The organism is Rickettsiales bacterium (assembly GCA_029252805.1).
Taxonomy (GTDB): domain Bacteria; phylum Pseudomonadota; class Alphaproteobacteria; order Rickettsiales; family JALZUV01; genus JALZUV01.
On record JAQXAR010000030.1, the window covers coordinates 1 to 25,637 of the forward strand.

A 25,637-nucleotide genomic window follows, 5' to 3' on the forward strand; every position below is an offset into this window, starting at 1 on the left:
AAATAAATGGTCGGGGAGACAGGATTCGAACCTGCGACCCCCTGGTCCCAAACCAGGTGCGCTACCAGACTGCGCTACTCCCCGACGAAGAGAAGCGTTCGATAACAGATATAAAACAAAACAGCTAGTGGAAAATGCTATCTCTAGCTCTTATTCCACTCAAACTTCCAAGAAAAGCTCTTTTCTTCCTCTGCATCCGCAAGAATAGCACTAATGACGAGCTGGAAACTCGTCTGTGGCAAACCATTTTCGCCAAGATAAATACTCTCTTCGACCAAAGGCACGACATCTGCATCATCGACGGTAAAGTTCCAGAACTCACCATTCTTGAGCTTCAGAGTAATCGCCTGAGGCGCCATTTTCTCTACCGTGACGGAAGGATGAAGATGGAACCGAAGATGCATCTTCTGGGCCTTCTCTCGAGCGAATACAAGATGCTTAACAACAGGTCGCAAACTATCACGCCCTGTTAAGATTTTACCATCCTCTGAAAGAGCCACTTCGCGCTCATGCACGTAGCCTAGGCGGTCTGCATAGCCGTAATGATCGGCCATCACACGAATATCACTCTCCCCCTCCTCAACCGAGCAATGCCCCGCTTTAAAGGATTCCTCGCACTGACCTTTACCCCAAGCATCATACTGATCAAGCGACAATGTTGAGTGGGCCGCCGTGCGGTAACTCACCTTCTTCCACACTTCGTCTTCACCACGGTATGCACCACAATTAACCACCATCCGCGCGCCTATACGGCTAAATTCGAATGCCAAAGCACCAGCATAATGATGGATACTTGTCATAGGGCGATAGCCTACATCGAACACAAAGGTGGAATCCTTACGTTTCAAATGCACATAGCCCATATCAGGCAAAATCTTTTGCGGTAACGGTTTAGATTTGCGCCACTCCTGCCAAAGACTCATCAGAAGATTAACCGGCTCCTCAATAGAGTTATGGAAACACGCAACCTTACCGTCACCATGGGCAAGCCCCGCGAGTGCATCTAAGCCTCGCTGCAGCATTGCATCAAATTCAGGAGTGATCGGAATATGGCGATGCTTCATCGCTGCACGCGTCTCCAGTAATGTCGCGACATCCCAGCGCTGAAACTCAGGACTGCGAGTGCGGTGCCCGCCATCCTCGAAGAAACGAGTCTTCATCGCCCGATGCATCATACGATTCACAGGACGCATTAGAAATGACATGGACGGAAACAGCATGCTCGCAAAGAGCAAAGCCTTCAACCCACTAAAGCCAATGTAATGCTCCTTACGGCGCAAAATATCACCCAGCATCAGCAGTTCTTTGAAATAATAATTTTGCTGCTTCTTCAACCAAGTAAGTGAGGCTCCGCGAGCCAGCAAATCATGATAGGAAAAGCAATAAGCCAGCCGCTCTGCACGGGTTGTCACTTGTCGGCCGATAGCGCCATGCAGCTCTGCTTGCTCACCCCATTCATCCACGAGCTGACGCGCAAACTCAGAGGCTTTATGCTTATCTTCAACCACAGATAAATCTCTGAGCCACTGAAATTCATACATCCGGCGCTGCCAATTGAGCGGCAGATCACGCACGCATTTCCAGAAATCATGCTCAAACGGTGTGCCGCCCATGCCCTCACAAAATTCGCCACTCATGAAGGCGTCTCCGCGAATCTTCTCTGGCTTCCAAGGGTCGCGTGGATATTCCTGATACATCGCTAACGAAAGCGGACAAACAGGCGTTAGCCACAAGCGCAACCTCAATTTAATTAAGTTGGATAGAAAACGTAACTCGCGAGTATTCTTACGCAGAATGCGGGAAAAATTCTTTCCTTTGGAAGAAATAATCTCCGCCGTCATCCCTACCCCCGCAACGCTTTAATGGCACCAGCATAGCCAGCATCGCTTTTAAATACGGCAGAGCCAGCTACCAACACATCGGCACCAGCCTCAATCACTTGCGCGCAATTATTAGGAGTTACCCCGCCATCGACTTCCAGCATGATATCACGGCCTGAGGCCTCAATCATGCTACGGATTTTACGGATCTTCTCAAGCTGCGACATGATAAATTTCTGTCCGCCAAACCCTGGATTCACCGACATCACCAGAATCAAATCCACATAGGGAATCAATTCCGAAATTACCTCTATCGGAGTGGATGGCACGAGCGTAATGCCCGGCTTCACCCCCAAATTACGAATCATTTGCAAGCTACGATGCACATGCACCCCTGCCTCCACATGAATGGTCAGGATATCAGCCCCCGCGTCGCAAAATTCTGGAATCAGCATATCCACAGGATCGATCATCAAATGCACATCAAATGGCTTTTTCGTATGCGGGCGAAGCGCCTTAATGATTGGCGGGCCCATGGTGATATTAGGCACAAAATGACCATCCATCACATCGATATGAATCATATCTGCGCCCGCCTCATCAATCGCGCGCAACTCATCACCAAGCTTGGCAAAATCCGCTGACAGGATGGAAGGAGAAATTTTCACAGATGACATAACGTTAACTTTCTTAAATGAGTTAACTATTGCTAGCAGCAAAGCCGCAGCGCGGCAAGAGAGATGGCCTAACTTAGAGTCTGCAGCTGCATTTAGCCAAGGACCGTCACAAGTTGGTCAAAACTCACTTCTGACTGCTCGCCGGAATCAAGGCTTTTTACCTGCGCCTTACCAGATGTTAATTCGTCATCGCCAAAGATGATGACGACCTTGGCATTAGCTTTATCGGCCTTTTTCATGCGCTTGCCCATATTACCTGAGGCTTCTTGAGTGACGGAAACTCCCGCCTTGCGTAATTCATGCGCCAGCGGGATAGCGCGCGCTTGGGCGGCCTCTCCTAGCGGCACTAACGCCACAGGGCGTGCGGCTTGCGGTACTTCCATTTCCATGGCGATTAACAGGCGCTCCATACCGGCTGCCCAGCCTACACCCGCCGTGGGTTGCCCGCCCATCATCTCAACCAAGCCATCGTAACGGCCACCGGCCAACAACGTGCCTTGCGCACCGAGACGGTCGCAGGTGAATTCGAATACGGTGTGAGTATAGTAATCTAACCCGCGCACGAGACGCTGGTTATGGGCGTAGGGAATGCCTAATGCCTCTAACCCTGCCGTGACTTTGGCGAAGAAGCCTTTAGCCTCATCGGTGAAGCTATCCTGCATTTGCGGTGCATCGGCGATGAGCGCGCGGTCGCCCTCATTTTTGGAATCCAGAATACGTAACGGGTTTTTCACCAAGCGAGTTTGGCTATCTGCAGAGAGCTTATCCTGATGCTTCGTGAAATAAGCGACAAGCGCCTCGCGATACGCTGCACGGCTTTTTGCATCGCCCAAAGAGTTAAGTTCAAGCACCACTGCATCGCCCAAATCGAGCGCATTTAAAACATCCCATGCAAGCGCGATCGCTTCGATATCGGCTAGCGGATCTGCAACGCCGATACACTCCATGCCTACTTGATGGAACTGGCGTTGACGGCCTTTCTGCGGACGCTCATAGCGGAAGGCAGGACCGTGATAGGCAAAGCGACACGGTAGATTTTGCTGCAAACCGTTTGAGAGAAATGCACGCACAACTCCAGCCGTAAATTCAGGACGCAAGGTCAGGGACTCGCCACCGCGATCTTCAAAGCTGTACGTCTCTTTTGAAACCACATCGGAGCTATCACCTAGCGTACGATGGAACACGTCTGAAAACTCAAAAATCGGTGTCGAGACCTCGCCGTAACCATAACGCTCAGCGATTCCAAACGCGGTGTCGGTAATGAACCGACGCTTACGTGATTCTTCAGGTAGAATATCGTGGGTGCCACGCACCGGCTGCAAAGTTTTACTCATATTTTTATTCCGTCATTGCCCGATTCATTCGGACAATCCATGTCAATATAGCGAGATAGATTACCCGAACAAGTCAGGTAATGACGATTTACAGACTAAAACCCACGCCCTGGACCACCTTGATCGCGTGCCATCGTATCTTGCAAGAAACGCCCGGCGAGATTCATCCCTTGGCGCATCAACTCCTGCACGACTTCTTTGCCTTGCTCATACATCGCTAATTGGCCGGAAAGCCATGTGATATGGGCTTTATCGAGCTTATCTTGATCGGAATCCGTTTTTTGAAGCAAACGGTTGATAGCCACCAAAGCTTCACCTGTGCCAATCGTGCCTTTGGGCAGCAAGCTCTGAATCTCTAACAGAACCTGAGGATCATAAATTTTCTGCGCAGCCAATGCATGGAGGTTGACCGTTTTACCGGTGATGGACGCGCGCAGATTCGCCAGTTCTTCCACCACCGCGTCTTTATCATCCATCCGCGATTGATGGTTTAAGTCAGCGGTTGTGGCTAATAGAGCCGTAAATAGCACCGCATAGTGACGGTAATCATCGCCTAGTTGCTTTTTATGTGCACTTGCTGCTACGCGCGCATTGCCATGACTGCCCACCGCATTGGATTTACGCACCGCCAATCCGGTATCAGCTGACTTGCGCTGACTTTTCGGCATTGGCGTAAGGGGGTGCGATTGGATAGATCGCAACATAGAGATATCCCACGCCAGCTGCTCAATCGCCAACCGGCTACCACTCGCATAAGGTGACATATTATTCGTATAAGCGCGGACGGCATCGTGAAAACGCTCAATTCGCGGACGATGGTCATTCTCTCCCGCCCAAAGGCCAATTTCGACCTCAGCGTGGTAGATACGCCCATAAAGCTCCCCCAAAAGGGGAACTAAAGCATCTTTTGGGTTTGAGCCTGACTGCATAATCTTATAATACCTCCAAATGTCCAAAAATGCTAGTCATGCACTCTATATCCATTGGCCCTTTTGCAAGAAAAAGTGTCCTTACTGCGACTTTAACAGCCATGTTCGTGAAGTTGTTGATGAATCTGCATGGCATGACGCTTTATTAGCGGAGTTGCGCTGGTATCACGACAAAGCGGATAAACGCCCCCTCTCCAGCATCTTTTTCGGCGGCGGAACCCCCTCACTGATGCCGCCTTCCATTGCAGAAGCATTGATTCTGGAAGCGGAAAAACTGTTCGGATTTGCTCCTGATATTGAAATCACCCTAGAGGCCAACCCGACTTCAACCGAGAATGCCAAGCTACAGGACTTACGATCTGCTGGCGTGAATCGCCTTTCGACCGGCATCCAATCACTCCACCCGCAAGCGTTGAAGTTTTTGGGACGTGAACATAGTGTGGATGAAGCACTCCAAGCGCTTGAGATGGCCGCGCGTATCTTCCCACGCTACAGCTTCGATTTAATCTATGCCCTGCCCGATCAACGCTTAAGTGATTGGGAAACCGAATTGCAGCAAGCGCTGACTTACGCCGGCGATCATCTATCGCTCTACCAATTAACAATTGAGGCCGGTACGCAATTTTTCCATCATCACAAATCAGGAAAATTGATTATGCCGGAAGAAGAACTGGCAGCCGAGTTTTACGAAGCAACGCAAGCGATAATGGAAGCGCATCACATGCCCGCTTATGAGATTTCCAATCACGCCAAAGCGGGCGGCAACGCGAAGCATAACGTGCATATCTGGCGAGGACGGAGCTATTTAGGTATCGGCCCCGGCGCGCATGGACGCATGGACGCCGCTGATGGAAATTGCTACGCAACCTATAACCTACGCAGCCCTGAGGCGTGGATCGCGCAAGAAAGTCACGGCAATGAAGTGATGGAGAAAGTGAACGCCAGTGACCGCCAACAAGAACAAATTCTCATGGGACTACGCCTACGCGCAGGCCTGCAGATAGACACAAGCCGCTGGCCAACGACCTATTTAGAGGCATTACGCGAAGAAGGGTTGATAGAGTTTAATACACAGCAACTCATCCCGACAAAGAACGGACGCATGGTGCTGAATCGCCTGACCGAGGGGTTGGTGGAGAATTTAAGGTAAAAGGTTACGCCTTTCCATCCTGAGCAAAGCGAAAGGTTTTAAGATCCTTCAGCTGCGCCTCAGAATGAAAAAATTTTAACGCTCTGAATATTTTGGAGCGTCGATAATGCGGAAGCCTTGGTTGCCGACTTCGACAATAGCTAAGGCACGCTCGACGATGCCACTTGTATTAAACTTCACACGGCCATTGGCTGGGTTATCGTACCCCTGTTTGCGGGTGAGTGCCTTGACGGTCAAGGCAGAAGGCCCTTGCCCAATACCATTAAGCGCTGCCATGCTCACCGCATCGTAAGCCAAGCTCGAAATACGTGAAGGCGCATAGCCATATTGGCTAAAGAAACGATCATTATAGTTATAGGCATTTTCAGGCGAAGTCGTGGCGAACCACGCACCTTTTAAACCAGGATCTTGCAAGGTTTGCGGATTATCCCATAACCCCGTTCCGAGCAATTTAAGGAAACCATTATTGGCTTTAATATCTTGCATCAAACGCAGAGAAATTGAGGAAAGCGGCTTACCGGTAATGGGCAGAAATACCGCCTTACGCTCACGCCCTACATCCCCAGCATCGCTCGCAATACGCGAAATGACGGGCGACGCTGGCATCTCTCCCGCATTAAAGAATTCCACGGGCTGTACGGTTAGTTTCTTCGTCGCAAGCGTTCTTGAAAAATCACGAATCACCATGCGGCCATAATCATCTTGCTGGCCGATCGCCGCATAATGTTTGATCTGACTATCTGCCGCAAAATCTGCAATACGCTTTACTTGCTGATGCGGTACGAAACCGTAAACAAACACGCCCGGTTGCGCGACTTTGATATTATTGGAAAAAGCAATGAGCGGCACCGAGTTGTTGCGCGCCACATTACCTGCGGCTTGAACATTTGCCGCCACTAATGGGCCAATAATTAACTGCGCACCACCATCAATCAACTCTTGCGTCATTCTTGCGGTTTGCTCCGCATTGCCACCGCTATCGCGCATCAGCAATTTTGGTGTCGCAGCTGCATCTAGCTTGGGAGATTCTTGAATCGTATCATAAAGCCCCATCAGTGCAGCATCACGCAATTGCCCGCCAATCTCTGCTTGCGGACCTGTTAACGGTACAATCAAGCCAATCGTCACTTGAGTCTTGGGTAGCATGAGATTCGGACGAGACGCTTGGGCGGTTTCTCTCACCTCAATCGGCGTCATAGCACCCCCTGTAATATCCGGCAGCTTGGAGCGATACACCACCTCAGCCGGCGGCTTGCCACGCGTACAACCCGAAAGCACGACCGCTAAGGCAGTCATGATAATTAAGGATAATCTTAAGCTAGAGAATTTCATCTCTATGGCTATAGTCAGCGAATGAGCGAACATAAAGCAAAATTTGGAGAATTATTTATCGTGGCGACGCCAATCGGCAATCTCGGCGATATTAGTTTACGTGCATTAGAGGTATTAAAATCCGCTGATACGATCTATTGCGAGGATACCCGCCATAGCCGAAAATTGCTAGATCGCCACGGTATCAGCACCCATCTGCAGGCCTATCACGAACATAATGCGGAAAAAGTTCGTCCAATCATTTTGCGGAAACTAGATGATGGCAAAAAGCTCGCGCTTATTTCCGATGCGGGCACGCCACTTATCTCCGACCCCGGTTATAAATTGGTGAGCGAGACACGTGACGCAGGCATTACCGTAACGCCCATTCCCGGCGCATGTGCGGCCATCACGGCGCTATCGGCTGCAGGATTACCCTCGAATCAGTTTTTCTTCGCCGGCTTTTTACCACCCAAACAGCAAGCCCGTTGCAAAGCACTGACCAACCTCACCCACATCCCCGGCACGTTGATTTTTTATGAATCCCCCAAACGATTGAGTAAAATGCTCATCGATGCCGCAGAATGTTTAGGCCCTGAGCGTGAAGCCGTGATTGGCCGTGAACTCACCAAGCAATTTGAAGAATTCCGCAAAGGGTCGTTAGGCACGCTAGCGGCTGAATATACAGCCGAAGACAATCCGAAAGGCGAAATTGTCGTTCTGATTGGTACTGCCCCCGCTTCGGATAAAGCGTGGAATGATGAAGCGGTTATCGCTTTGTTGCGCCGGGCATTGCAAGATAGCTCCATCAAACAAGCCGCCGCTGACGTGGCCGAACATACTGGCCTCGCCAAACGTGACTGCTATCAATTGGCACTTGGTTTAAAAGACTAACCATGCGTCAACCTCACCAAACGGGAAAGCTCGCGGAATGGATTTGCATCCTGCGCTTATGGCTTTCAGCTTGGCGAATTTTAGCGATACGTTGGCGCTGCCCTTCGGGCGAGATTGATCTGATCGCCTCGCGCGGTAAGCTTGTCACCTTCATCGAAGTCAAAGCGCGCAAAAGCCATGATGACGCGATTGCCTCCATTTCTGCGACGCAGCAGCAACGCATTACCCGCGCCGCATCACTTTGGGTAGCGAAAAACCCGCAATATGCTGGTCACGATTTGCGCTTCGATGTAATGTCGGTTTCGATATGGCCTTGGCCTAAACGCCATGCCAATGCCTTTTGACAAACGAATGAATCGGGAAATTATGCGCCTATTACCACTCATCGCTATCAGCAGCAGCCTGCTTATACTCGCCAGCTGCAGCCCCATTTCCACCACCATCAGCACCCTTAGCCGTGGCGCGCGTGTTGCTTCGCAAGATCGTTCCATTGGTATGGCGGTTGATGATCTCACGATTGAAACTACCATCAACCACCGCTTCTTCCGCACGGACGTAAACGACCTTTTCAAGAATGTGGATACCGATGTGATTGAGGGGCGTGTCTTTTTAACTGGCAACGTGAATAACCATATCAGCATGGTACGTGCGGTTGACCACGCCTGGGAAGTCAAAGGTGTGCGCGAAGTCATCAACGAAATTCAAGTGGAGAATAAATCTGACATTACCGATGCCGCACAAGATATCTGGATTGAGCTGCAGGCTGAAGGCGAGCTACTCATCACCGAAGGCGTCCAATCCACCAACTATAATGTTGAGTGCGTTAATAGTGTCGTTACGCTGATGGGAATCGCTCAGAGTGAACAGGAGCTCTCTTTAGTCACCAATCTTGTTAGCCGCACAGCGGGCGTGACGAAAGTCGTCAGCCATGTGATCATGAAAGATGACCCACGCCGTATTATCCCCAAATCAGAAAAGCCAGTAACTCACTATGAATAAACTCGTCATCCAAATGAACGAGCCGGACGGCTTTAACCCAGTAACTGACTCTACCATGGCCCTCGTTTTCGAAGCGCAAGCGCGTGATTACGATGTATTCTATTACGCGCCGCCGCAGATTGCTGCCGTGAACAGCGAAATCATCGCACAAGTACGACCTATTACATTTTTCAACCGTACGGATGATTTCTTTGAACATGGCGAACTTCAACCAATGAATTTAGAGGAAGCGGATGTTATCCTCATCCGACAGAACCCGCCTTATAATATGGAGTATCTCGGCTGCACTTGGTTACTCGAACGCTTACAACATCCTAAGATTTTGAATAACCCAACGGCTATTCGTAATCGACCTGAAAAGATATTCCCGCTCGAGTTCCCAGAACTTATCCCACCTACGTGCATCAGCTCCGATAAAACAACGCTAACCGCATTTCGTGAGGAACATAAAGATGTCGTGCTTAAACCGCTTTATGGGTTTGGCGGACAAGCCATCCATCATATTACCCCTGAATCAAATGGCTTTGATGCACTCGTTGATAAAATGGTCGCCGAGCCTATCATTTTACAGCCCTACCTGCCTGAAGTGATGACAGAAGAAAAACGTATTCTTTTGGTAAATGGGAAAATGGCTGCGGCTTATAACCGCCTACCACCCGAAGGAGATTTTCGCACCAATGCTGCCGTTGGCGGAAGCGCGGAAAAAACTACACTAACGGCGCGACAGATTGAAATTGCCGAAACCGTTGGCGACGTATGTGCCAAAGAAGGACTTATGCTGATTGGATTAGATGTAATCGGCGATTTTTTAATTGAAATAAACACCACCTGCCCCACAGGTATCCGGGCAGTTCAACAGCTTTATGACCAAAATATTGCTAAAACCTTTTGGAATGAAGTAGAAAAATGTTAGAAAAAATCTATGGCTGAAACGAGTAACACAAACACCCACTGGCTGAAAAAATGTTTAGCCCCCCTCAAGCGTCGCTTCGCTGAAGTTTTCGCGATTTCTCTGTTTACGAATTTGCTCGCACTCGCTGTGCCCCTTTACACACTCCAAGTGTACGATCGTGTCGTTGGGCATCAAGCCACATCGACGCTTGTTGCACTGGCCATCGGTGTGGTGCTCGCCATTACGTTCGACTTTTTACTCCGCACCACGCGTAGTCGCCTTTTGCAAGATACTGCCATCCATATTGATGCGCATCTAGGCCGTCACCTTTACAATCGTTTTCGCGTATTGCCGCTGCAAGTGCTGGAATCTAAGCCGACCAACTACTGGCGCTCGCTCTTCCAAGATACGCAGATTATTCGCAGTGTCTTTTCTGGCCCCTCCGCCGTGCTAATCGCCGATATTCCTTTTGCGATTCTTTATGTCATTGTAATTTTTGTGATCGCAACGCCGATCGCTTGGGCACTCCTGCTAATCGTCCCTGCTTTCCTTGCACTGACCTGGTGGTCAACGCGTGAAGTCAGTGAGGCTTCTAACAAAGAGACGAAACATAATCTTAGCCATGACATGCTCATCTCAGAAATGCTTGCCGGGCGTACGACGGTAAAGGCATTACGCATTGATGCGGTCGCCCAACCGCATTACGAAGATTTACATGCCGATTCAATCGAGAACTCGTTTGAGCGTGGCGTCAAAACCGATATCTCCATTGCCATGGGGCAAACACTGGCGACTTCCAGTACAGCTATTTTAGTGACACTCGGCGCGCTGGCAATTATCGCGGGTGAAATGACCATCGGGTCACTCATTGCCACTACCATGCTGACCTCACGTATCATTGCGCCGCTTAACCAGCTTCTATCTGGATGGCGTGGATTTTCACGCTGTAAACAAGCGATTGAACATTTGAATGTGCTCGAAACACTGCCGCGCGAAAAAGACGAAAGCGGCGTCTCGCGCCCTCGTCCTCAAGGTTTACTGCAAGCTGAGGAACTCGTCGTACGTTATGAAGGCGCAGATCAACCAATCGTCAAAGATTGCAGCCTCACTTTAAAGCCCGGCGAGATGGTTGGGCTAGTCGGACGCAATGGCTGCGGCAAATCGACCTTGGTCAAAACCCTGCAAGGGCTCTACACACCAGAAGCGGGGCGCGTTGTATTAGACGGTGCTGACCTTGCGCAATTTAGCCGCGATGAAGTGACCGAATGGATTGGCTACGTGCCGCAAGAATGCTTCTTGTTTAACGCCACCATTCGCGAAAATATTGTCAAAGCATGGCCTGAAGCGAGCGACGAAGCGGTATTAGCCGCCGCCAAACTCGCAGGTGCTGATGAATTTATCATCGACCTGCCAGATGGCTATGACACAGAAATTGGCGAAGGCGGCCATCGCTTATCAGGCGGACAACGTCAACGCCTTGCCATCGCCCGTGCTTTGTTGCGCAACCCACCTGTACTGTTGCTGGATGAAGTAACTAGCAATCTTGATAGTGCTTCTGAGATGTTGCTGCGTCACCATCTCGTGGCTTTGTCGCGAGATGGTTCCATTCTTGTCGCCACTCACTCGCTGCCTATCTTACGCGCCTGCCACCGTATTTTGGTGATGGATAAAGGACGCATCATTCAAGACGGTCCCGCAGAAGAAGTTTTGGCAACGATCACAGGCAAAGACCCTGAAACACAAACGAAGAAAGGTGACGAATCATGAGCCGATTAGATACCTTACTCGCCACCCAGCGTACCGATAAATGGCGCCTTACGGCCACCATTATTGCATGCCTTATCCTGTTATTTTTACTTTGGGCATTCACTTCAAAATTAGAAGAAGTCGCCGTTGCGACAGGTGAAGTCGTGCCGCAAGAACAGATCCAAACCATTCAACATTTGGAAGGCGGAATTGTTGAAAAGATTTTCGTCACAGAAGGAGACGCTGTCAAAAAAGGCGCCCCTTTAGTTCAACTCAACCTCACCCCCTTCATGGCCAATCGCGAGGAACTACAAATTCAGCAAGAAGCGCTTCAGCTGAAACGGGCGAGACTTGAGGCCGAAGCGGCTGGAAAGCCCACCCTCAATTTTGATACAGCTTATAAAGCCTATCGCGACGAGTTGAAAAAAGCGGAACAGCAAACGTTCAAAAGTCGTCAAAATAAATTACAGAATGAAAACGCGCAACTGCGCGATCAAAGCGCGCAGCGTGAATTAGACCGCCGCCAGTTACAAGCGGAACGCTCTTCTATTGTGAATAACCTAGGGGTATTGCGCGAAAAGTTCCGTATCTCTAAAGATTTACTGAAAGATAAACTCACTTCCAAATTAGAGCATTTACAGCTCTCCGGTGAACTCAAGCAACTGCAAGGTCGCCTGAAGATGATTGATGTGAGTATCCCACGTGCGTCAGCGGCAATGAAAGAAGCAGCCAATAAATTACGCGGCGGGCAACTCAACTTTCAAAATGAAGCACAGCAGGAACTTAACGATGTGGAGCAAGCGATTGCCCGCACGAAGGAAGCCTTTAACCGTGCTGATGATCAGGTAGAACGCACCACCATTAGCAGCCCGATTGACGGGATTGTTAAATCTCTCAAAAACCACACATTGGGCGGCGTGATTCAACCTGGAGCGACCGTTATGGAGATTGTTCCACAAAGCGCTAACTTGATCATTGAAGCAAAGCTCAATCCGAATGATATTGGCTTTGTCAGCAAACATCAGAATGTGTTGGTAAAGGTTAATACATATGATTTTGCACGCTATGGTGGGCTAAAAGGCACCGTGCAATCCATCTCTGCGGACTCCCTACTGGATGAACAAACCGGCCAACCTTACTTCCTCGTCAAAGTACTGACAGATCAGAACTATCTTGGCACCGATGTAAACAGCTTCCCGATTACGGCAGGTATGCAGGTGATGGTCGACATTAAAACCGGCTCAAAATCCGTGATGCAGTATCTGCTCAAGCCCGTTATCATGCTGCAGCATGAGTCCTTCCGCGAACGGTAGAGGCTCTCTTATTTCGCTATGCGAAAACGCGCCAAAGCTACGTTCAGAAATCTACTAATTATTGTCACTCTGATTTTCATTGGCTGGGCATTAGGCGGGTATGATGACTCTGGGACGACTGACTACTCGGGTATCCCTAGCGTGAGTGATGGGGACTCTCTCACCTTTGATGGCTTACAAATTCGTCTCGCTGGTATTGATGCGCCGGAACTTGGACAGCCCTGCAACCGTCGGGGCCAGAACTACGATTGCGGTCGAGAAGCCCAGCGCCAGTTAAGCAAACTTATTGGCGCCCAATTCGTGATATGCGAAACAGAGGAAACCGACCGCTATGGTCGCTCTGTCGCGCAATGTTATGCGAAGGGTATCAACTTAAATAAAGCGATGGTTGAAGCGGGCTGGGCCCTTTCTTACCTTGATTATGACACCCCTTACTTGCGAGAGGAAGCGGCGGCCAAGCAACATAAGCGCGGCTTGTGGGAAGGCACCTTTCAGGAACCGCATGAATACCGCCAAGATAACCGTATTGATCTGAATTTTTAATCAACGCCATCGGCCAATCTAAAAATAGCCAGACATGCTATTGCACTCGGCCATTTTCATTTCTAACTCGCGTGCAGAGTTATGCTGCAGCGCGAATTTTCTTTAGGAAGCTACTGACCTGACCATCTAAGCTATCGGCTTGTTCGGATAGCTCTTTGGAGGCGGTCAAAATTTGCTCAGAAGCGCTTACTGCATCCAAAGAAGCGGCCGTCACTTCGGTTAAATTCTTCGAAATAACATCCGTACCCCGTGACGCTACTTGCATATTTTGGGCAATTTCGCTGGTGGTGGCCGATTGCTCTTCCACCGCTGAGGCGACACTGCCAGATGCTTGCGAGATGCTAGAAATCGAATCTTTGATTGATCCCAGTGACGTTACGATGTTACCTGACGCGCTATTCATTTCATCAATCACACGCGTGATTTCTTCAATCGATTTATCGGTCTGACTGGCAAGATTTTTCACCTCACTCGCAACCACGGCGAAGCCTTTTCCGGCTTCACCTGCGCGCGCAGATTCAATCGTTGCATTGAGTGCCAGTAAGTTAATTTGACCGGAAATATCGGCGATAAGCTGAATCACTTCTTTCACTTCTTGCGTCGCACCCGATAGCGTAGTTGCATGCTTGTCAGCTGTTTCCGTACGCGTCACAGAATCGGACACCATTTGATTCGTGTTATGAATCTGAGTTGAAATCTCACGCACCGAAGCGGAAAGCTGCTCAACAGAAGTCGCCACAGAACCGACATTCTCACTTGTCTGATTCGCCGCATCCGATGCATTGCTCGAGGTTTGCGAAGACTTCGTGATGAAGTCAGCCACGCCTTGCGCCATCTGCGACACTTTGGTGGCAGTAGCAGAAACAGAGTCCACAATGCCCTTCACCTCAGACTCGAATGTGTCTGCCAGATCTTGCATCATTCTCTTTTTATCTTCTTCCGCTGTGATTTTGGCTGTCTCTTGCTCTTGCTCCAGCTTCAGTTTCTCTTGTGCATTTTGACGGAAAACCAATGCCGCATTTGCCAAGTCACCCATTTCATCCTGACGGTCTGTATATTTAATCTCAGTGTTGGTATCACCTTCCGCTAAGCCTTTGAGCGCATCACTAATATCCACTAATGGCGTTGTGATGGGACGAGACATAACAAAACCAAAAATGGCAATGATCACCTGAGTGATGAACGTGGAAATCACGATACTCCACTCCATATCCCTCACCGGAATCATACCTTCTGCTTCGTTTTGCTCGGCCAGCATTGCCCAACGCGTGCCCATATAGTCCAACGGTGCATAAGCGGAGAATACGCTCACGCCACGATAATTTGTGATAATCTGAACACCGGTTTCACCGGCCAGTGCTTTCGCGACACTCTTGCCTTCAATTTGCGTTTTAAGAAGTGTCGATTCTTGCGTAAAACGAGAATCCGTCCGCATTAGGTTATCTTCACCCACCACATAGATTTCGCCAGTTTCACCCATACCGTCATGACTTGCAACAATGCCGTTCAAACGCTCTACTGGCATTCGATAAATCAAGACACCCACTTTCTTGCCATTCTCAACAATAGGAGTGGAAATGAAGCTTGCTGGCGCACCATGGCTGGGCGCATAAGGTTTGAAATCGAAGAAAAACTGTTCACCCGCCGCTGTGCTGGGAGCCGCTGCCGCACGGAAAGCATTTCCTAAATCGCTGTCTTTATACTGGCCGTCATTGACGTTGGTTGCATAGTCCAACTCTTTTAATACCGTGTATAAAAGGTTACCCTGCATATCGAATAAGAAAATATCATAATAGCCCCGCGCACGTAAGACATGACGGAACCATGGGTGATGCTCCGCATGTACTTCGCTATAAAGAGAGCCATCTTGTGCATCGTCCAGATTTTCTTTTGCACCAACGGGGTTCGGGTTTTGATCAATGTAGAGTCGCTGTAATAGCCGTTTTTGTTGACTGCCTAATGTATACCACGCTTCTTCAAATTGCTTCACTGCCGCAATCACTTCATGGTTATCGGCAACCGTTTCGAGATCTTCTTGAATAGAATGCAAATAGTTTTCTAATGTACGCTTCTTAGCATTCACCACCGCGCCCAACTTATCTTCAATGGAAGTCACGACCGTTTTTTCTGAAATAGTGATCGCCAGACCACCCACGACAATACAGCAAACAAGTGACGCGAAGGAAATCAGTAATGGCACCTTCAGTGCGACCTTCATATTTTTCATGTTTACTCTCCCTTAACATGCATTTCGCATAGTGAACTGGTTAACGTCGATGATAGATTCAATAATTTTGTGTCTTAACCGTAGATGTAATATGCACAGATAATGCAAACAAACACCTCATATTAGCGCTTCACGTTAAATTGAAAAACTTTAATAATGCCCATTCACTATAAGCGATAAATCCACGAAAGGCTTACTAAATGTTGAGTTTCGGCTTTATCATTCATTTGCATTTTATCCACTAAAATGCTAAAATAACTGGGTTATCACGCAATCAATAAGGGGTGCTATTATCGTAAACGGAATCTCAACTTCATCTCCTTTTACACTGGGAACCCGCCCCCTTCCCACCCAAACCGATTCCGGCGAATCTCAACTTCAAGCACAAATTTCCAGCAAGGTAAATGCCGCCGCGTCTGACGCGGATGTGAACGTCCAATACCGTTATGAACGTGGCCCAAACGGCGAGTTGATTGTGGCTGCGGCAACCGTCACCATCACCGAAGATCCTCCCCTTGACAGCAACCGAGCCAATGCCGTGGAGGATGTGGTTTCCTTAAGCGCGCAAGCGCAAGATCAGCTCGGCTTAACCGATAGCGAACGTGCTTATGTAAAGCGCTTACAGGCCGCCGATGCCGCCGTTCGTACCCATGAGGGCCTACATTTCAGAGCAGCAAGCGGATTAGGACAATTACCCGAATTTCAAACAGTGACCGGCCCCGACGGCAACCAATATGCAGTCGCAGGCAGCGTGAATGTCTCTAGCACACCGGGAGTGGACTCCGAGCGTGCCTCGCGCGAAGCAGAAACCTTAGGCATTGCCGCCACCGCTCCTGGAGATGCTTCGGCCGCTGACTTTAGTGCGGCGAAGAAATTTGGCAGCAATACTGCCCGCCCCGAAACCCTGCTAAAGCCTAGTCAGACTGAGCCTCCCGGAAGTCTCGTCAACCTTATCGCCTAACACTTAAACATGCCCCTCTAACTTAGCGATAATTAACGCTAAAATTAAGGGTTTCTTTACCCTATTAAGTCAGACTATAGTTTGATAAATTAGGGAGATTCTATCTACATGTCACGTCAAGGTTTTTCACTCTTAGAGCTATCCGTTGTTTTAACCATTATCTCTATTGTTGTCGCAGGTGGGCTTACGCTTGGCACCGCGAAAACACAGCAAATAAAAATCGAAAGCAGCTATGAAGAAATGAAAGAAGTTGCGAATGCGATTTCTGTCTTTGTGGCACAAAATAACCGCCTCCCTTGCCCTGCAAGTGCCGTTGTTTTGCCGGGTACTGCTACCTATGGCCGCGAAGGCACTTGCCCCGGCACCGCGGCGACTGTCGTTTATGGCGATGTGCCTTTTTATGATTTAGGCTTACCCGATGAATATGGCTCGGACGCATGGAACCGCCGCTACCGTTATACGGTGATGGATGATGCAACCACGGCCTTTAGCTCCACTTACGCCGGTTCGGCACTTGTCGTCAATGATAATGGCAGCACCGGAGTTCCAGGCGGCACTGCGATTAGTGGCCAAATCGCCTATCTCTTGGCCAGCGCAGGCAAAACGGGTAAAGGCGCAGCCCCAACCAAATCAATCAGCATTATCGCCAGCACGGTGACGGATAAAGATTACGAAAACTGGGATAATGACGGCACCTTCCGCGACGGCACCTATAATGATGGTGAAGTCACCGCCCAATTTTATGATGATATCCTGATCTGGAAAACCGTGAATAGTATCTATAATGTAAGTGCTGGCGGCAGTGGCAGTGCAGCGGGAGGCGTTCCGTTAAGTATTATTGCAACGAGCGCAAGCAATAACGGTAATTTTGGAAATTATTTAGCGATGGCAACCTTTATTAATGCAAATGGTTGCGCCGCAGCAAGTGGATATAAAGTGTGCACAGTGACCGATGCTGCAAAATATTTTCATGAGAATGCAATCCTAGCTACTGACGGTTGGGTAAGCGGCGATGGCCAGACTCAAGACTGCAACGGATGGACAGCTTCCACTGGAGCTGACGGTGGGATAATCTGGAGATCTTCCGGAACATTTTCCCGTGATACATGCGACAGTTCTCATGTTATTCTTTGCTGCAAATGGGAATAATGAGAGATAAATTATGATAAAACGCAACGCTCATTCTTCTTCACCATTGCACGGTCTATCCGGGCAATCCATAGATTGCATGAACCAGTCGGGTGATGACGCGAAGAGACCGAATAATAACATGAAGAAGAGCGGCTTCTCACTGCTCGAACTTTCGATGGTGCTGGGAATTATTGCCTTAGTGCTCGGCATGAGCCTGACGGTTGGCGATAAGCATGTTGAAAAAGAGAACGTGCGCAATAGCTGGAACGAGCTACAAGTCATTAAAAAATCTTTAGCCCTTTTTGGTGAACGCTATGGCCGCCTGCCCTGTCCGGCGCCTATCGATGCGGCACGCGCAACGGCTACTTATGGCGTATCACCTGCCGCCGCTGATTGTGATGCCACCCCGCCATCAGGCATCACCCATGTTGCCGCGCCCGCCATGAAAATCGGTGCTGTACCGTTTAAAACGCTCGGCCTAAACGAGCCCATGATCTCGGATGATTGGGGTAATCGCTATGTCTACGTGGTCGATGATGCTTCCATTACCGCCTTCACAGCGGATTCAACCGGTGTTCTCACCGTCAATGATCGTGGCAGCAATCCAATCACAACCGGCGCCGCCTTTGTCGTTTATACGACAGGTAAAACGGGCCGCGGGGGTACGGATGAAGATAACCTAACCACTAGCGCTTGTACGGCAGGGTATCTCGACACCGCCAATTGCGATGCGGCTACAGCCGGCACCTATATCGATTCCTCCATCCGCGAATCGGACACCGACACCCTTTTCTACGATGATATGCTCGTATGGGGCAAACCGGATAGTATCTTCAACGGAACCGCCACAATTGACCCTCTGGAACCGCCGATAACGGGCTGTGTCGCAGGTGCGGGTATGGTGCTTAACGGGATTAATACAGTTGAGTACTCTGGAGAGATAGTTTCTTCTGCGGGTGATGTGAATGGCGATGGTTTTCTGGATCTCTTAATTTCCGCCCCTAAAGCTTCCCCGAATGCGGTTAGCTCCGGTGAAACCTACCTTGTTTTTGGTAAAGCTTCGGGTTGGACGACTGCCTTAGAGCTTTCAAGCTTGGATGGTACAAACGGTTTTACCTTAAATGGTCTTGATTTTGAAGATTGGTCAGGAAGCCCAGCCTCTTCTGCAGGCGATGTCAATGGCGATGGCTATGATGATATCCTGATTGCAGCACCTCCTGCTGATCCAAACGGGATAGATTCAGGTGAAAGTTACGTTGTTTTTGGTAAAGCTTCCGGTTGGGCCGCCGCCTTCGAGCTCTCAAGTTTGGATGGCACGACTGGCTTTAAGCTCAATGGGGCTGCGGCTGGGGATGGGGCAGGAAGAGCGGTCTCTTCTGCAGGAGATGTCAATGGCGATGGCTATGATGATATCCTGATTGGAGCACCTGGAGCTGACCCAAACGGGTCAAGCTCAGGCGCAAGTTACGTTGTTTTTGGTAAAGCTTCCGGTTGGGCCGCCGCCTTCGAGCTCTCAAGTTTGGATGGCACGACTGGCTTTAAGCTCAATGGGGTGACTGCTAGTGATAGCTCAGCATTTTCAGTGTCAGCGGCAGGTGACGTCAATACCGATGGCTATGATGATATCCTAATTGGAGCACCTTCAGCTGCTCCAAACGGGGCAGGCTCAGGCGCAAGTTACGTTGTTTTTGGTAAAGCTTCCGGTTGGGCTGCCGCCTTAGAGCTCTCAAGTTTGGATGGCACGACTGGCTTTAAGCTCAATGGGATTGATGCAGGGGATAGTTCCGGGATCTCAGTTTCTGCGGTTGGCGATGTCAATGGCGATCTCTATGATGATATCCTGATTGCAGCATATCGAGCTGCGCCAAACGGGGTAAATTCAGGTGAAAGTTACGTTGTTTTTGGTAAAGCTTCCGGTTGGGCTGCCGCCTTAGAGCTCTCAAGTTTGAATGGTAGCAATGGCTTCGTGCTCAATGGGGTTGCTGCTGGTGATAGCTCAGGAACTTTCATTTCTTCCGCAGGCGATGTCAATGGCGATGGTTATGATGATATAGCAATTGGAGCCTATCAGGCTAGTCCAAACGGGGCTGGCTCAGGCGCAAGTTACGTTGTTTTTGGTAAAGCTGCTGGTTGGGCTGCCGCCTTCGAGCTCTCAGGTTTGGATGGTACAAACGGTTTAGTCTTCAATGGGATTGATGCAGGGGATCGATCAGGTATCTCCATTTCTTCTGCAGGGGATATGAATAATGATGGTTATAGCGATCTAGCGATTGGAGCAACTCTGGCTGATCCGAACGGTGCGGGCTCGGGGCAAACTCACCTCCTTTTCGGCACCTCTGATTGGTCAACAACCAGCGGTGTAGTTGAACTTTCTGCGGTTACAGACCCGGTAGAATGTACGTCCACCTCTTGCCCTATCACCGTCAATATTGATCTGGATGGCTCGGCGCAAGAAACGGGATGGACATTCCTCAATGAGGATGGCAAAAAAATTCTTGTGGGAGCCTATGAAAGCCCGGCGGATGATAATTCGACTGAATCGCGCGCTTACGCGCTGCCTAACGGCGCATTTACCTATACCGTTACATTGACTGATAAAGCCGAAGACGGCTTTGCCTCAGCGGGTGATAAATTCGAATTACAAGATGGTAGCAGCACCGATATCCTCGAAAAGACCGGATCTGCTGGCTTTGCAACCTGCATTGGCGAAATTGTAACGGATAGTTCATGCGGCTTCACCACAGAGAACGGAACGACCATGCTCTGCGGTGGCCAATGTGAGCCGATTACGGGGGTCTTTCTAAATGGGGCAACTGCGGGAGATAGCAGTGGTATCGCCACCTCTTCTGTTGGCGATGTCAATGGAGATGGTTACGACGATTTTATCATCGCTGCCTATGGGGCCTCTCCCAACGGCGCGACTTCAGGGGCAAGCCATCTCATTTTTGGGAAAGCTAGCGGCTGGCCCGCCGACTTAGATCTTTCCACGCTTGATGGAAGCGATGGAGTCACCATAAATGGGGTCGCCGCCGACGACCGCAGTGGGGTTGCTGTTTCAGCCGCAGGTGATGTGAATGCCGATGGCTTTGGTGATTTTCTTATCGGTGCCCACTTAGCAGATCCAAATGGCGTTGAATCAGGAGCAACATACCTTGTCTTCGGTAAAGCAAGCGCTTGGGCCGCTACATTGGAACTCTCCACGCTGAATGGGACCACAGGCGTTGCGCTTAATGGGGCTGCGACACAGGATCGTGCGGGACATGCTGTTTCAGCAGCAGGTGATGTCAATGGCGACGGTAATGACGACTTTCTCATTTCAGCTGCAAGGGCCCCCGGTGGAACCTCTAACGGAACGGTCTATCTAGTCTTTGGCAAGACCAGCGGCTGGGCCAGTACCTTCGAACTTTCCTCTCTCGACGGCACCACCGGATTCCAAGTGGAGGGTGATAACGCATCTGATACTATCGGGGTAGGCGTTTCTGGTGCAGGTGATATCAATAGAGATGGCTATGATGATATCATCATCGGCACACCTAATACTTCTCCCAATGGTGTTCAATCTGGCGAAAGCTTCGTCATCTTTGGCAAAGCAAGTGGGTGGACCGCCAGCATAGCCGTATCTACACTTGATGGAACGAATGGATTCACACTCAATGGAGTCGCTGCAAATGATTATTCAGGCTATACAGTTTCCGCTGCAGGCGATGTGAATGCTGATGGCTTTGATGATGTACTCATTGCAGCGCCTGGAGCAGCCCCTAATGGTGCCGACTCAGGAGCAAGCTACCTCGTCTTCGGTAAAGCAGGCGCATGGGCAAGCACGATTGAACTCTCAGCATTAAACGGCACGACGGGCGTGCTATTCAACGGTGTTGCTCTAAGTGATAATAGCGGTCACTGGCTCTCATCTGCCGGGGATGTCAATGGTGATGGCTATGATGATATGATGATTGGTGCATATGGCGCCGCCCCTAATGGTGCTAAATCAGGAGCAAGTTACCTCATCTTCGGTAAAGCAGCGTGGGCAAGTACTGTTGAACTATCCGCATTAAATGGAACGACTGGTACCGTCTTAAATGGAATTGCAGCAAATGACAGTAGTGGGCAGTCTACGTCTGCAGCCGGGGATGTTAACGGCGATGGTTATGCTGACATACTCATTGGTGCGCAGAACGCTTCTGCGGGCAAAGTCTCAAATGGCCAGAGCTATCTTATCTTTGGTTCACCGGCGAGTTTCTCTGCTGCGCATGAACTGAGTGCCCTCGACATCCCTTCAACCCTATGTGAAGGCTGTTCGCCGGCATGTAATAGCGCCTGTAACGGTACGACATGGGAACAAAAAGCCTGCCAAGCGGGCACGTGCACCATTACGAATAGCGTTGCCAGCTCGCCTAAATGCGCGGCTATTGTGGATAGCTGCCCGGTAGGTGCCGGCTTTACCCTTACTGGTATTAGTGCGCTTGATTCATCTGGCCAATCGGTTGCCTCTGCCGGAGATGTTAATGGCGACAATTATGCTGATATCATCATCGGTGCACTTCAGGGAGACCCACTCGCTAGAGCTGATGCAGGGGAAAGCTATGTCGTATTTGGCAAAAAAAGCGGATGGACGACAAGCTTGGACCTTGGATCGCTTACGGGCACCGAAGGCTTCACCCTTGCTGGAGTTACTGCGAATGATGTCTCTGGCCTAACTGTATCAAGCGCAGGATATGTCAATGGCGATATTTATGCTGATTTGATCATCGGCGCTCCAGCTGCTGATCCAGGCGGCGATCTCAGTGCAGGTGAAACCTATGTCGTGTTTGGTAAAGGAACCGCCTTTGGTGCTATCCTGGACCTCGCAACACTTGACGGAACTACAGGCTTCCGCCTTGATGGTATTGATGCAGATGATCGCTCTGGCACAAGCGTTTATAATGCAGGAGACATGAATGGCGATGGCTATGATGATATGATCATCGGATCGGTAGGTGTAAACGCAGGTGGCGATGCCGATGCAGGTGCAGTCTATGTCGTGTTTGGTAAAGGAACCGCCTTTGCCTCCAGCCTAGATCTTTCCACGCTTGACGGAACCACAGGCTTCCGGCTGGATGGAATTGATATTAATGATTTTGCGGGTTATTCTGTTGCCTCTGCTGGCGATATCAATGGCGATACGTATGATGATATCATCATCGGTGCGGTTGGGGCCGACCCAGGTGGTGATGCCGACGCAGGCGAAATCTATGTCGTGTTTGGTAAAGGAACCGCCTTTGCCTCCAGCCTAGATCTTTCCACGCTAAATGGCACTACGGGCTTCCGGTTGGATGGTATTGACCCTAGTGATGGAGCGGGTTATTCTGTTGCTTCTGCCGGAGATATGAATAGCGATGGCTATGATGATATTATCATCGGTGCGCATGAAGCAGATCCAGGCGCAATTAGCAACGCAGGCGAAGTCTATGTCGTGTTTGGTAAAGGAACCGCCTTTGCCTCCAGCCTAGATCTTTCCACGCTAAATGGCACTACGGGCTTCCAGATGGACGGTTTGGGTGTAGAGTTTTTCACAGGCCACTCTGTTGCCTCTGCCGGTGATATCAATGACGATACTTACGATGATATTATCATCGGTGCGTTTAAGGCCAGCCATGGCGGAGCCGGAGCAGGCTCAGCCTATGTCGTGTTTGGTAAAGGAACCGCCTTTGCCTCGAGCCTAGATCTTTCCACGCTTGACGGAACCACGGGTTTCCGGCTGGATGGGGCTGCTCTTGGTAATTATGCAGGCTATTCTGTTGCCTCTGCCGGAGATATCAACGGTGATACAATTAATGACATCATTATCGGTGCATCAGGGGCCTCCCCGGGTGGAAATAATGAAGCAGGTGAATCTTATGTGGTTTTCGGCTCCGCTAAAACATGGCCTGCTACGATCGATCTGGGCGCCCTTGAGGACCCGAGCACATGTAAAGGAGGAGCAGGCACCCCTCCGCCAACACCGCCGGTGCCGCCGGCTTCATGCGAAGTCTATATGCACTATAACTTGGATGGTAATGCGGGAGAGAATACAATCACGATCGAACAGGGAGGCGACACAGTACATACGCGTACCTTCGCTGATGGTGAATCCAACAATATCGGTGTGATTGGCCCTATTGAGATTGATCCAGTCGATATTCATGAATTCATCATTGGGGATACAGGCTTAGATGGTTTAGATACTGGTGCGGATAACTTCACGGTATCAACCGCCGCTACAGTAGGCGCAATATCATTAGCAAATACACTGAGCTTCAAAAACGGCACCGCTTCTTTTGGAACATGCACAGGAAATTTCTCGGTCGATGGTTCATGTGTCCGAGTCGGCGCTGGAAGCGCGATGAGCTGCAGCGGCACCCCTCCTCCGACTCCTTGTGAAGTAGCTTGTGGAGGCAGCGCCTTTCCGTCGCCCGGCGACGTATGTGTGGATGGAAGCGTCTATTTTGGCAGACATCCTGTTTCCGACGTTTGTATGTATAAAATTAGCACCGCTACACCTGTAGGAAAATTTACAACAGCGCTCAGTGTAGCTGAACCTTTTACTAGCACAACAGATGGTGTGGCGAATACAGCAGCACTTGCAGGAGATGCACACACCCACCCTGCGGCCAGTACTTGTGTCGCTGAAACGAGTCATGCTAAATCAGACTGGTATTCAGCATCAATAGGTGAGCTGGTAGTTTATCAGGCAAACTATGGTAGCCTCCCTCCCGTAGCGGAAGTATTATTCAACTGGTCTTCCAACGTAGGCGCCATAGGAGGAACCGCCGTAGTAATGCAGCTAGGTACTGGTGTTCAGTCAGACGTAGTCGCTACCACCGATTACGGTATTCGTTGCATCCGAAAAGATAGCGACGCATCGGTCACCTGCGCCCAAAGCTGTGGAGGATCGACAAGCCCTGCCCCTGGAGCTCTCTGCACCGATGGCAGCACGTATGCTGGCGTCAGCCCGGACGGCTACAAATGCATGTACATATCTGGCATTTTCATGCCTGGCGGTGTCTGGAAAAGCACACCTGTTGCGACCGGCGTAACGAATGATACCACAGGCTATACTAATACTTACACACTCAGTGGGACCTATGGCGATACGCTTGCAGCCAATACCTGCGCTGGTTTGACTCTCTTTCTCAAAGGCGATTGGTATTTACCTGCCGCGGCAGAATTGGCCATCATAAACACAAATGCAGCCGCACTCTCACTGACCGTCCCAACCAGTTATTGGAGTTCTAGTGGAAGCTTATCACCTACAACAAGTGCTATCTCAATGTTGATCCCTGGAGGGTTAGTTTCCAGCACGTCACAAGCATCTTCCCTCGTAGGTGTGTGTGTTCGCAAAGATCCTTAAGAAACGAGGTGAAGGGGTTTGCGATCGGCCATATCAGCCACAATGATCAAAAAATGCAGGGTAGCATTCTCCAGCAAGCAGCGCATCACCTGTGATAACTGCTTTTGAAACTTCTATCAGACTTGAGACTCATTCATAACCAAACTGTCACATAAGAATCATGCGTATAGGCGTAAAAATAGAGACCCGAGCAAGAGACATAATAGGCATTTACCCCCTCCAAACCAAGTAACGAAGCCAGATTAAGGATGTGCGTTCCAAGATTCTTTCCCTGATAAATTACTTCAGATTATCAACAATTTTATCTTAATTGCTTCCAAAGGTAAACGCTCGTTAACCTTTTT

Annotated in this window: 17 protein-coding genes and 1 tRNA gene; 11 read left to right on the forward strand and 7 right to left on the reverse strand. The window is 49.8% G+C overall.

Annotated features, from left to right (window positions below; all coding sequences use genetic code 11):
• Positions 1 to 7: 7 nt before the first annotated feature.
• The 5 genes from P8P30_06635 to P8P30_06655 form a co-directional block, all read right to left on the reverse strand.
• Positions 8 to 84: transfer RNA gene (locus P8P30_06635), tRNA-Pro, on the reverse strand.
• Between the two features lie 59 nt (positions 85 to 143).
• Positions 144 to 1,841 carry a heparinase II/III family protein gene (locus P8P30_06640; GenBank protein MDG1287228.1) on the reverse strand — a complete coding sequence of 566 codons (1,698 nt, stop codon included), beginning with the start codon at positions 1,839 to 1,841 and terminating at the stop codon, positions 144 to 146.
• Positions 1,842 to 1,843: 2 nt separating this feature from the next.
• Positions 1,844 to 2,497, reverse strand: coding sequence for a ribulose-phosphate 3-epimerase (gene rpe, locus P8P30_06645; protein ID MDG1287229.1), 654 nt, complete (start codon positions 2,495 to 2,497; stop codon positions 1,844 to 1,846).
• Between the two features lie 92 nt (positions 2,498 to 2,589).
• A complete protein-coding gene (gene hisS, locus P8P30_06650) occupies positions 2,590 to 3,831 on the reverse strand; it encodes a histidine--tRNA ligase (GenBank protein MDG1287230.1) in 1,242 nt (413 codons plus the stop codon).
• Between the two features lie 95 nt (positions 3,832 to 3,926).
• Positions 3,927 to 4,760, reverse strand: a complete 834-nt coding sequence (locus tag P8P30_06655) for a hypothetical protein (protein MDG1287231.1) — start codon at positions 4,758 to 4,760, stop codon at positions 3,927 to 3,929.
• A gap of 19 nt (positions 4,761 to 4,779) precedes the next feature.
• Between P8P30_06655 and hemW the strand changes: the two genes are divergently transcribed.
• Positions 4,780 to 5,910, forward strand: coding sequence for a radical SAM family heme chaperone HemW (gene hemW, locus P8P30_06660; GenBank protein MDG1287232.1), 1,131 nt, complete (start codon positions 4,780 to 4,782; stop codon positions 5,908 to 5,910).
• Between the two features lie 75 nt (positions 5,911 to 5,985).
• On the opposite strand, the gene P8P30_06665 is transcribed toward hemW, so the two are convergent.
• Positions 5,986 to 7,206 (reverse strand): penicillin-binding protein activator, encoded by a 1,221-nt coding sequence (locus P8P30_06665; GenBank protein ID MDG1287233.1) that lies wholly within the window; start codon positions 7,204 to 7,206, stop codon positions 5,986 to 5,988.
• 57 nt (positions 7,207 to 7,263) lie between these two features.
• On the opposite strand from P8P30_06665, the gene rsmI reads away from it, so the two are divergent.
• From rsmI to P8P30_06700, 7 genes are read left to right on the forward strand one after another with little or no spacing between them, the layout of a single operon-like run.
• Entirely contained in the window at positions 7,264 to 8,115 is an 852-nt protein-coding gene (gene rsmI, locus P8P30_06670) for a 16S rRNA (cytidine(1402)-2'-O)-methyltransferase (GenBank protein MDG1287234.1), read from the forward strand.
• A gap of 2 nt (positions 8,116 to 8,117) precedes the next feature.
• Positions 8,118 to 8,459 (forward strand): YraN family protein, encoded by a 342-nt coding sequence (locus P8P30_06675; protein ID MDG1287235.1) that lies wholly within the window; start codon positions 8,118 to 8,120, stop codon positions 8,457 to 8,459.
• 22 nt (positions 8,460 to 8,481) lie between these two features.
• A complete protein-coding gene (locus tag P8P30_06680; protein ID MDG1287236.1) occupies positions 8,482 to 9,114 on the forward strand; it encodes a BON domain-containing protein in 633 nt (210 codons plus the stop codon).
• On the forward strand, positions 9,107 to 10,027 hold the full coding sequence (gene gshB / locus P8P30_06685; protein ID MDG1287237.1) for a glutathione synthase: 921 nt from the start codon (positions 9,107 to 9,109) through the stop codon (positions 10,025 to 10,027). The genes P8P30_06680 and gshB overlap by 8 nt, the downstream gene beginning before the upstream one ends.
• A 9-nt stretch (positions 10,028 to 10,036) precedes the next feature.
• The gene (locus tag P8P30_06690; GenBank protein MDG1287238.1) at positions 10,037 to 11,773 is read left to right on the forward strand and encodes an ATP-binding cassette domain-containing protein; all 1,737 of its coding nucleotides are present in this window, start codon (positions 10,037 to 10,039) and stop codon (positions 11,771 to 11,773) included.
• Entirely contained in the window at positions 11,770 to 13,065 is a 1,296-nt protein-coding gene (locus tag P8P30_06695) for an HlyD family type I secretion periplasmic adaptor subunit (protein MDG1287239.1), read from the forward strand. The genes P8P30_06690 and P8P30_06695 overlap by 4 nt, the downstream gene beginning before the upstream one ends.
• An 18-nt stretch (positions 13,066 to 13,083) precedes the next feature.
• Positions 13,084 to 13,608, forward strand: a complete 525-nt coding sequence (locus P8P30_06700; protein MDG1287240.1) for a thermonuclease family protein — start codon at positions 13,084 to 13,086, stop codon at positions 13,606 to 13,608.
• A 79-nt stretch (positions 13,609 to 13,687) separates the two neighbouring features.
• Here the strand turns inward: P8P30_06700 and P8P30_06705 are convergent, their stop codons facing one another.
• Positions 13,688 to 15,835, reverse strand: a complete 2,148-nt coding sequence (locus tag P8P30_06705; protein ID MDG1287241.1) for a methyl-accepting chemotaxis protein — start codon at positions 15,833 to 15,835, stop codon at positions 13,688 to 13,690.
• Between the two features lie 427 nt (positions 15,836 to 16,262).
• On the opposite strand from P8P30_06705, the gene P8P30_06710 reads away from it, so the two are divergent.
• From P8P30_06710 to P8P30_06720, 3 genes are all read left to right on the forward strand, one after another.
• Complete coding sequence (locus tag P8P30_06710; GenBank protein ID MDG1287242.1) at positions 16,263 to 16,796, forward strand: putative metalloprotease CJM1_0395 family protein; 534 nt, start codon at positions 16,263 to 16,265, stop codon at positions 16,794 to 16,796.
• 108 nt (positions 16,797 to 16,904) lie between these two features.
• The gene (locus tag P8P30_06715; protein MDG1287243.1) at positions 16,905 to 17,945 is read left to right on the forward strand and encodes a type II secretion system protein; all 1,041 of its coding nucleotides are present in this window, start codon (positions 16,905 to 16,907) and stop codon (positions 17,943 to 17,945) included.
• A 79-nt stretch (positions 17,946 to 18,024) separates the two neighbouring features.
• Entirely contained in the window at positions 18,025 to 25,293 is a 7,269-nt protein-coding gene (locus P8P30_06720) for a hypothetical protein (protein MDG1287244.1), read from the forward strand.
• Positions 25,294 to 25,637: the final 344 nt, after the last annotated feature.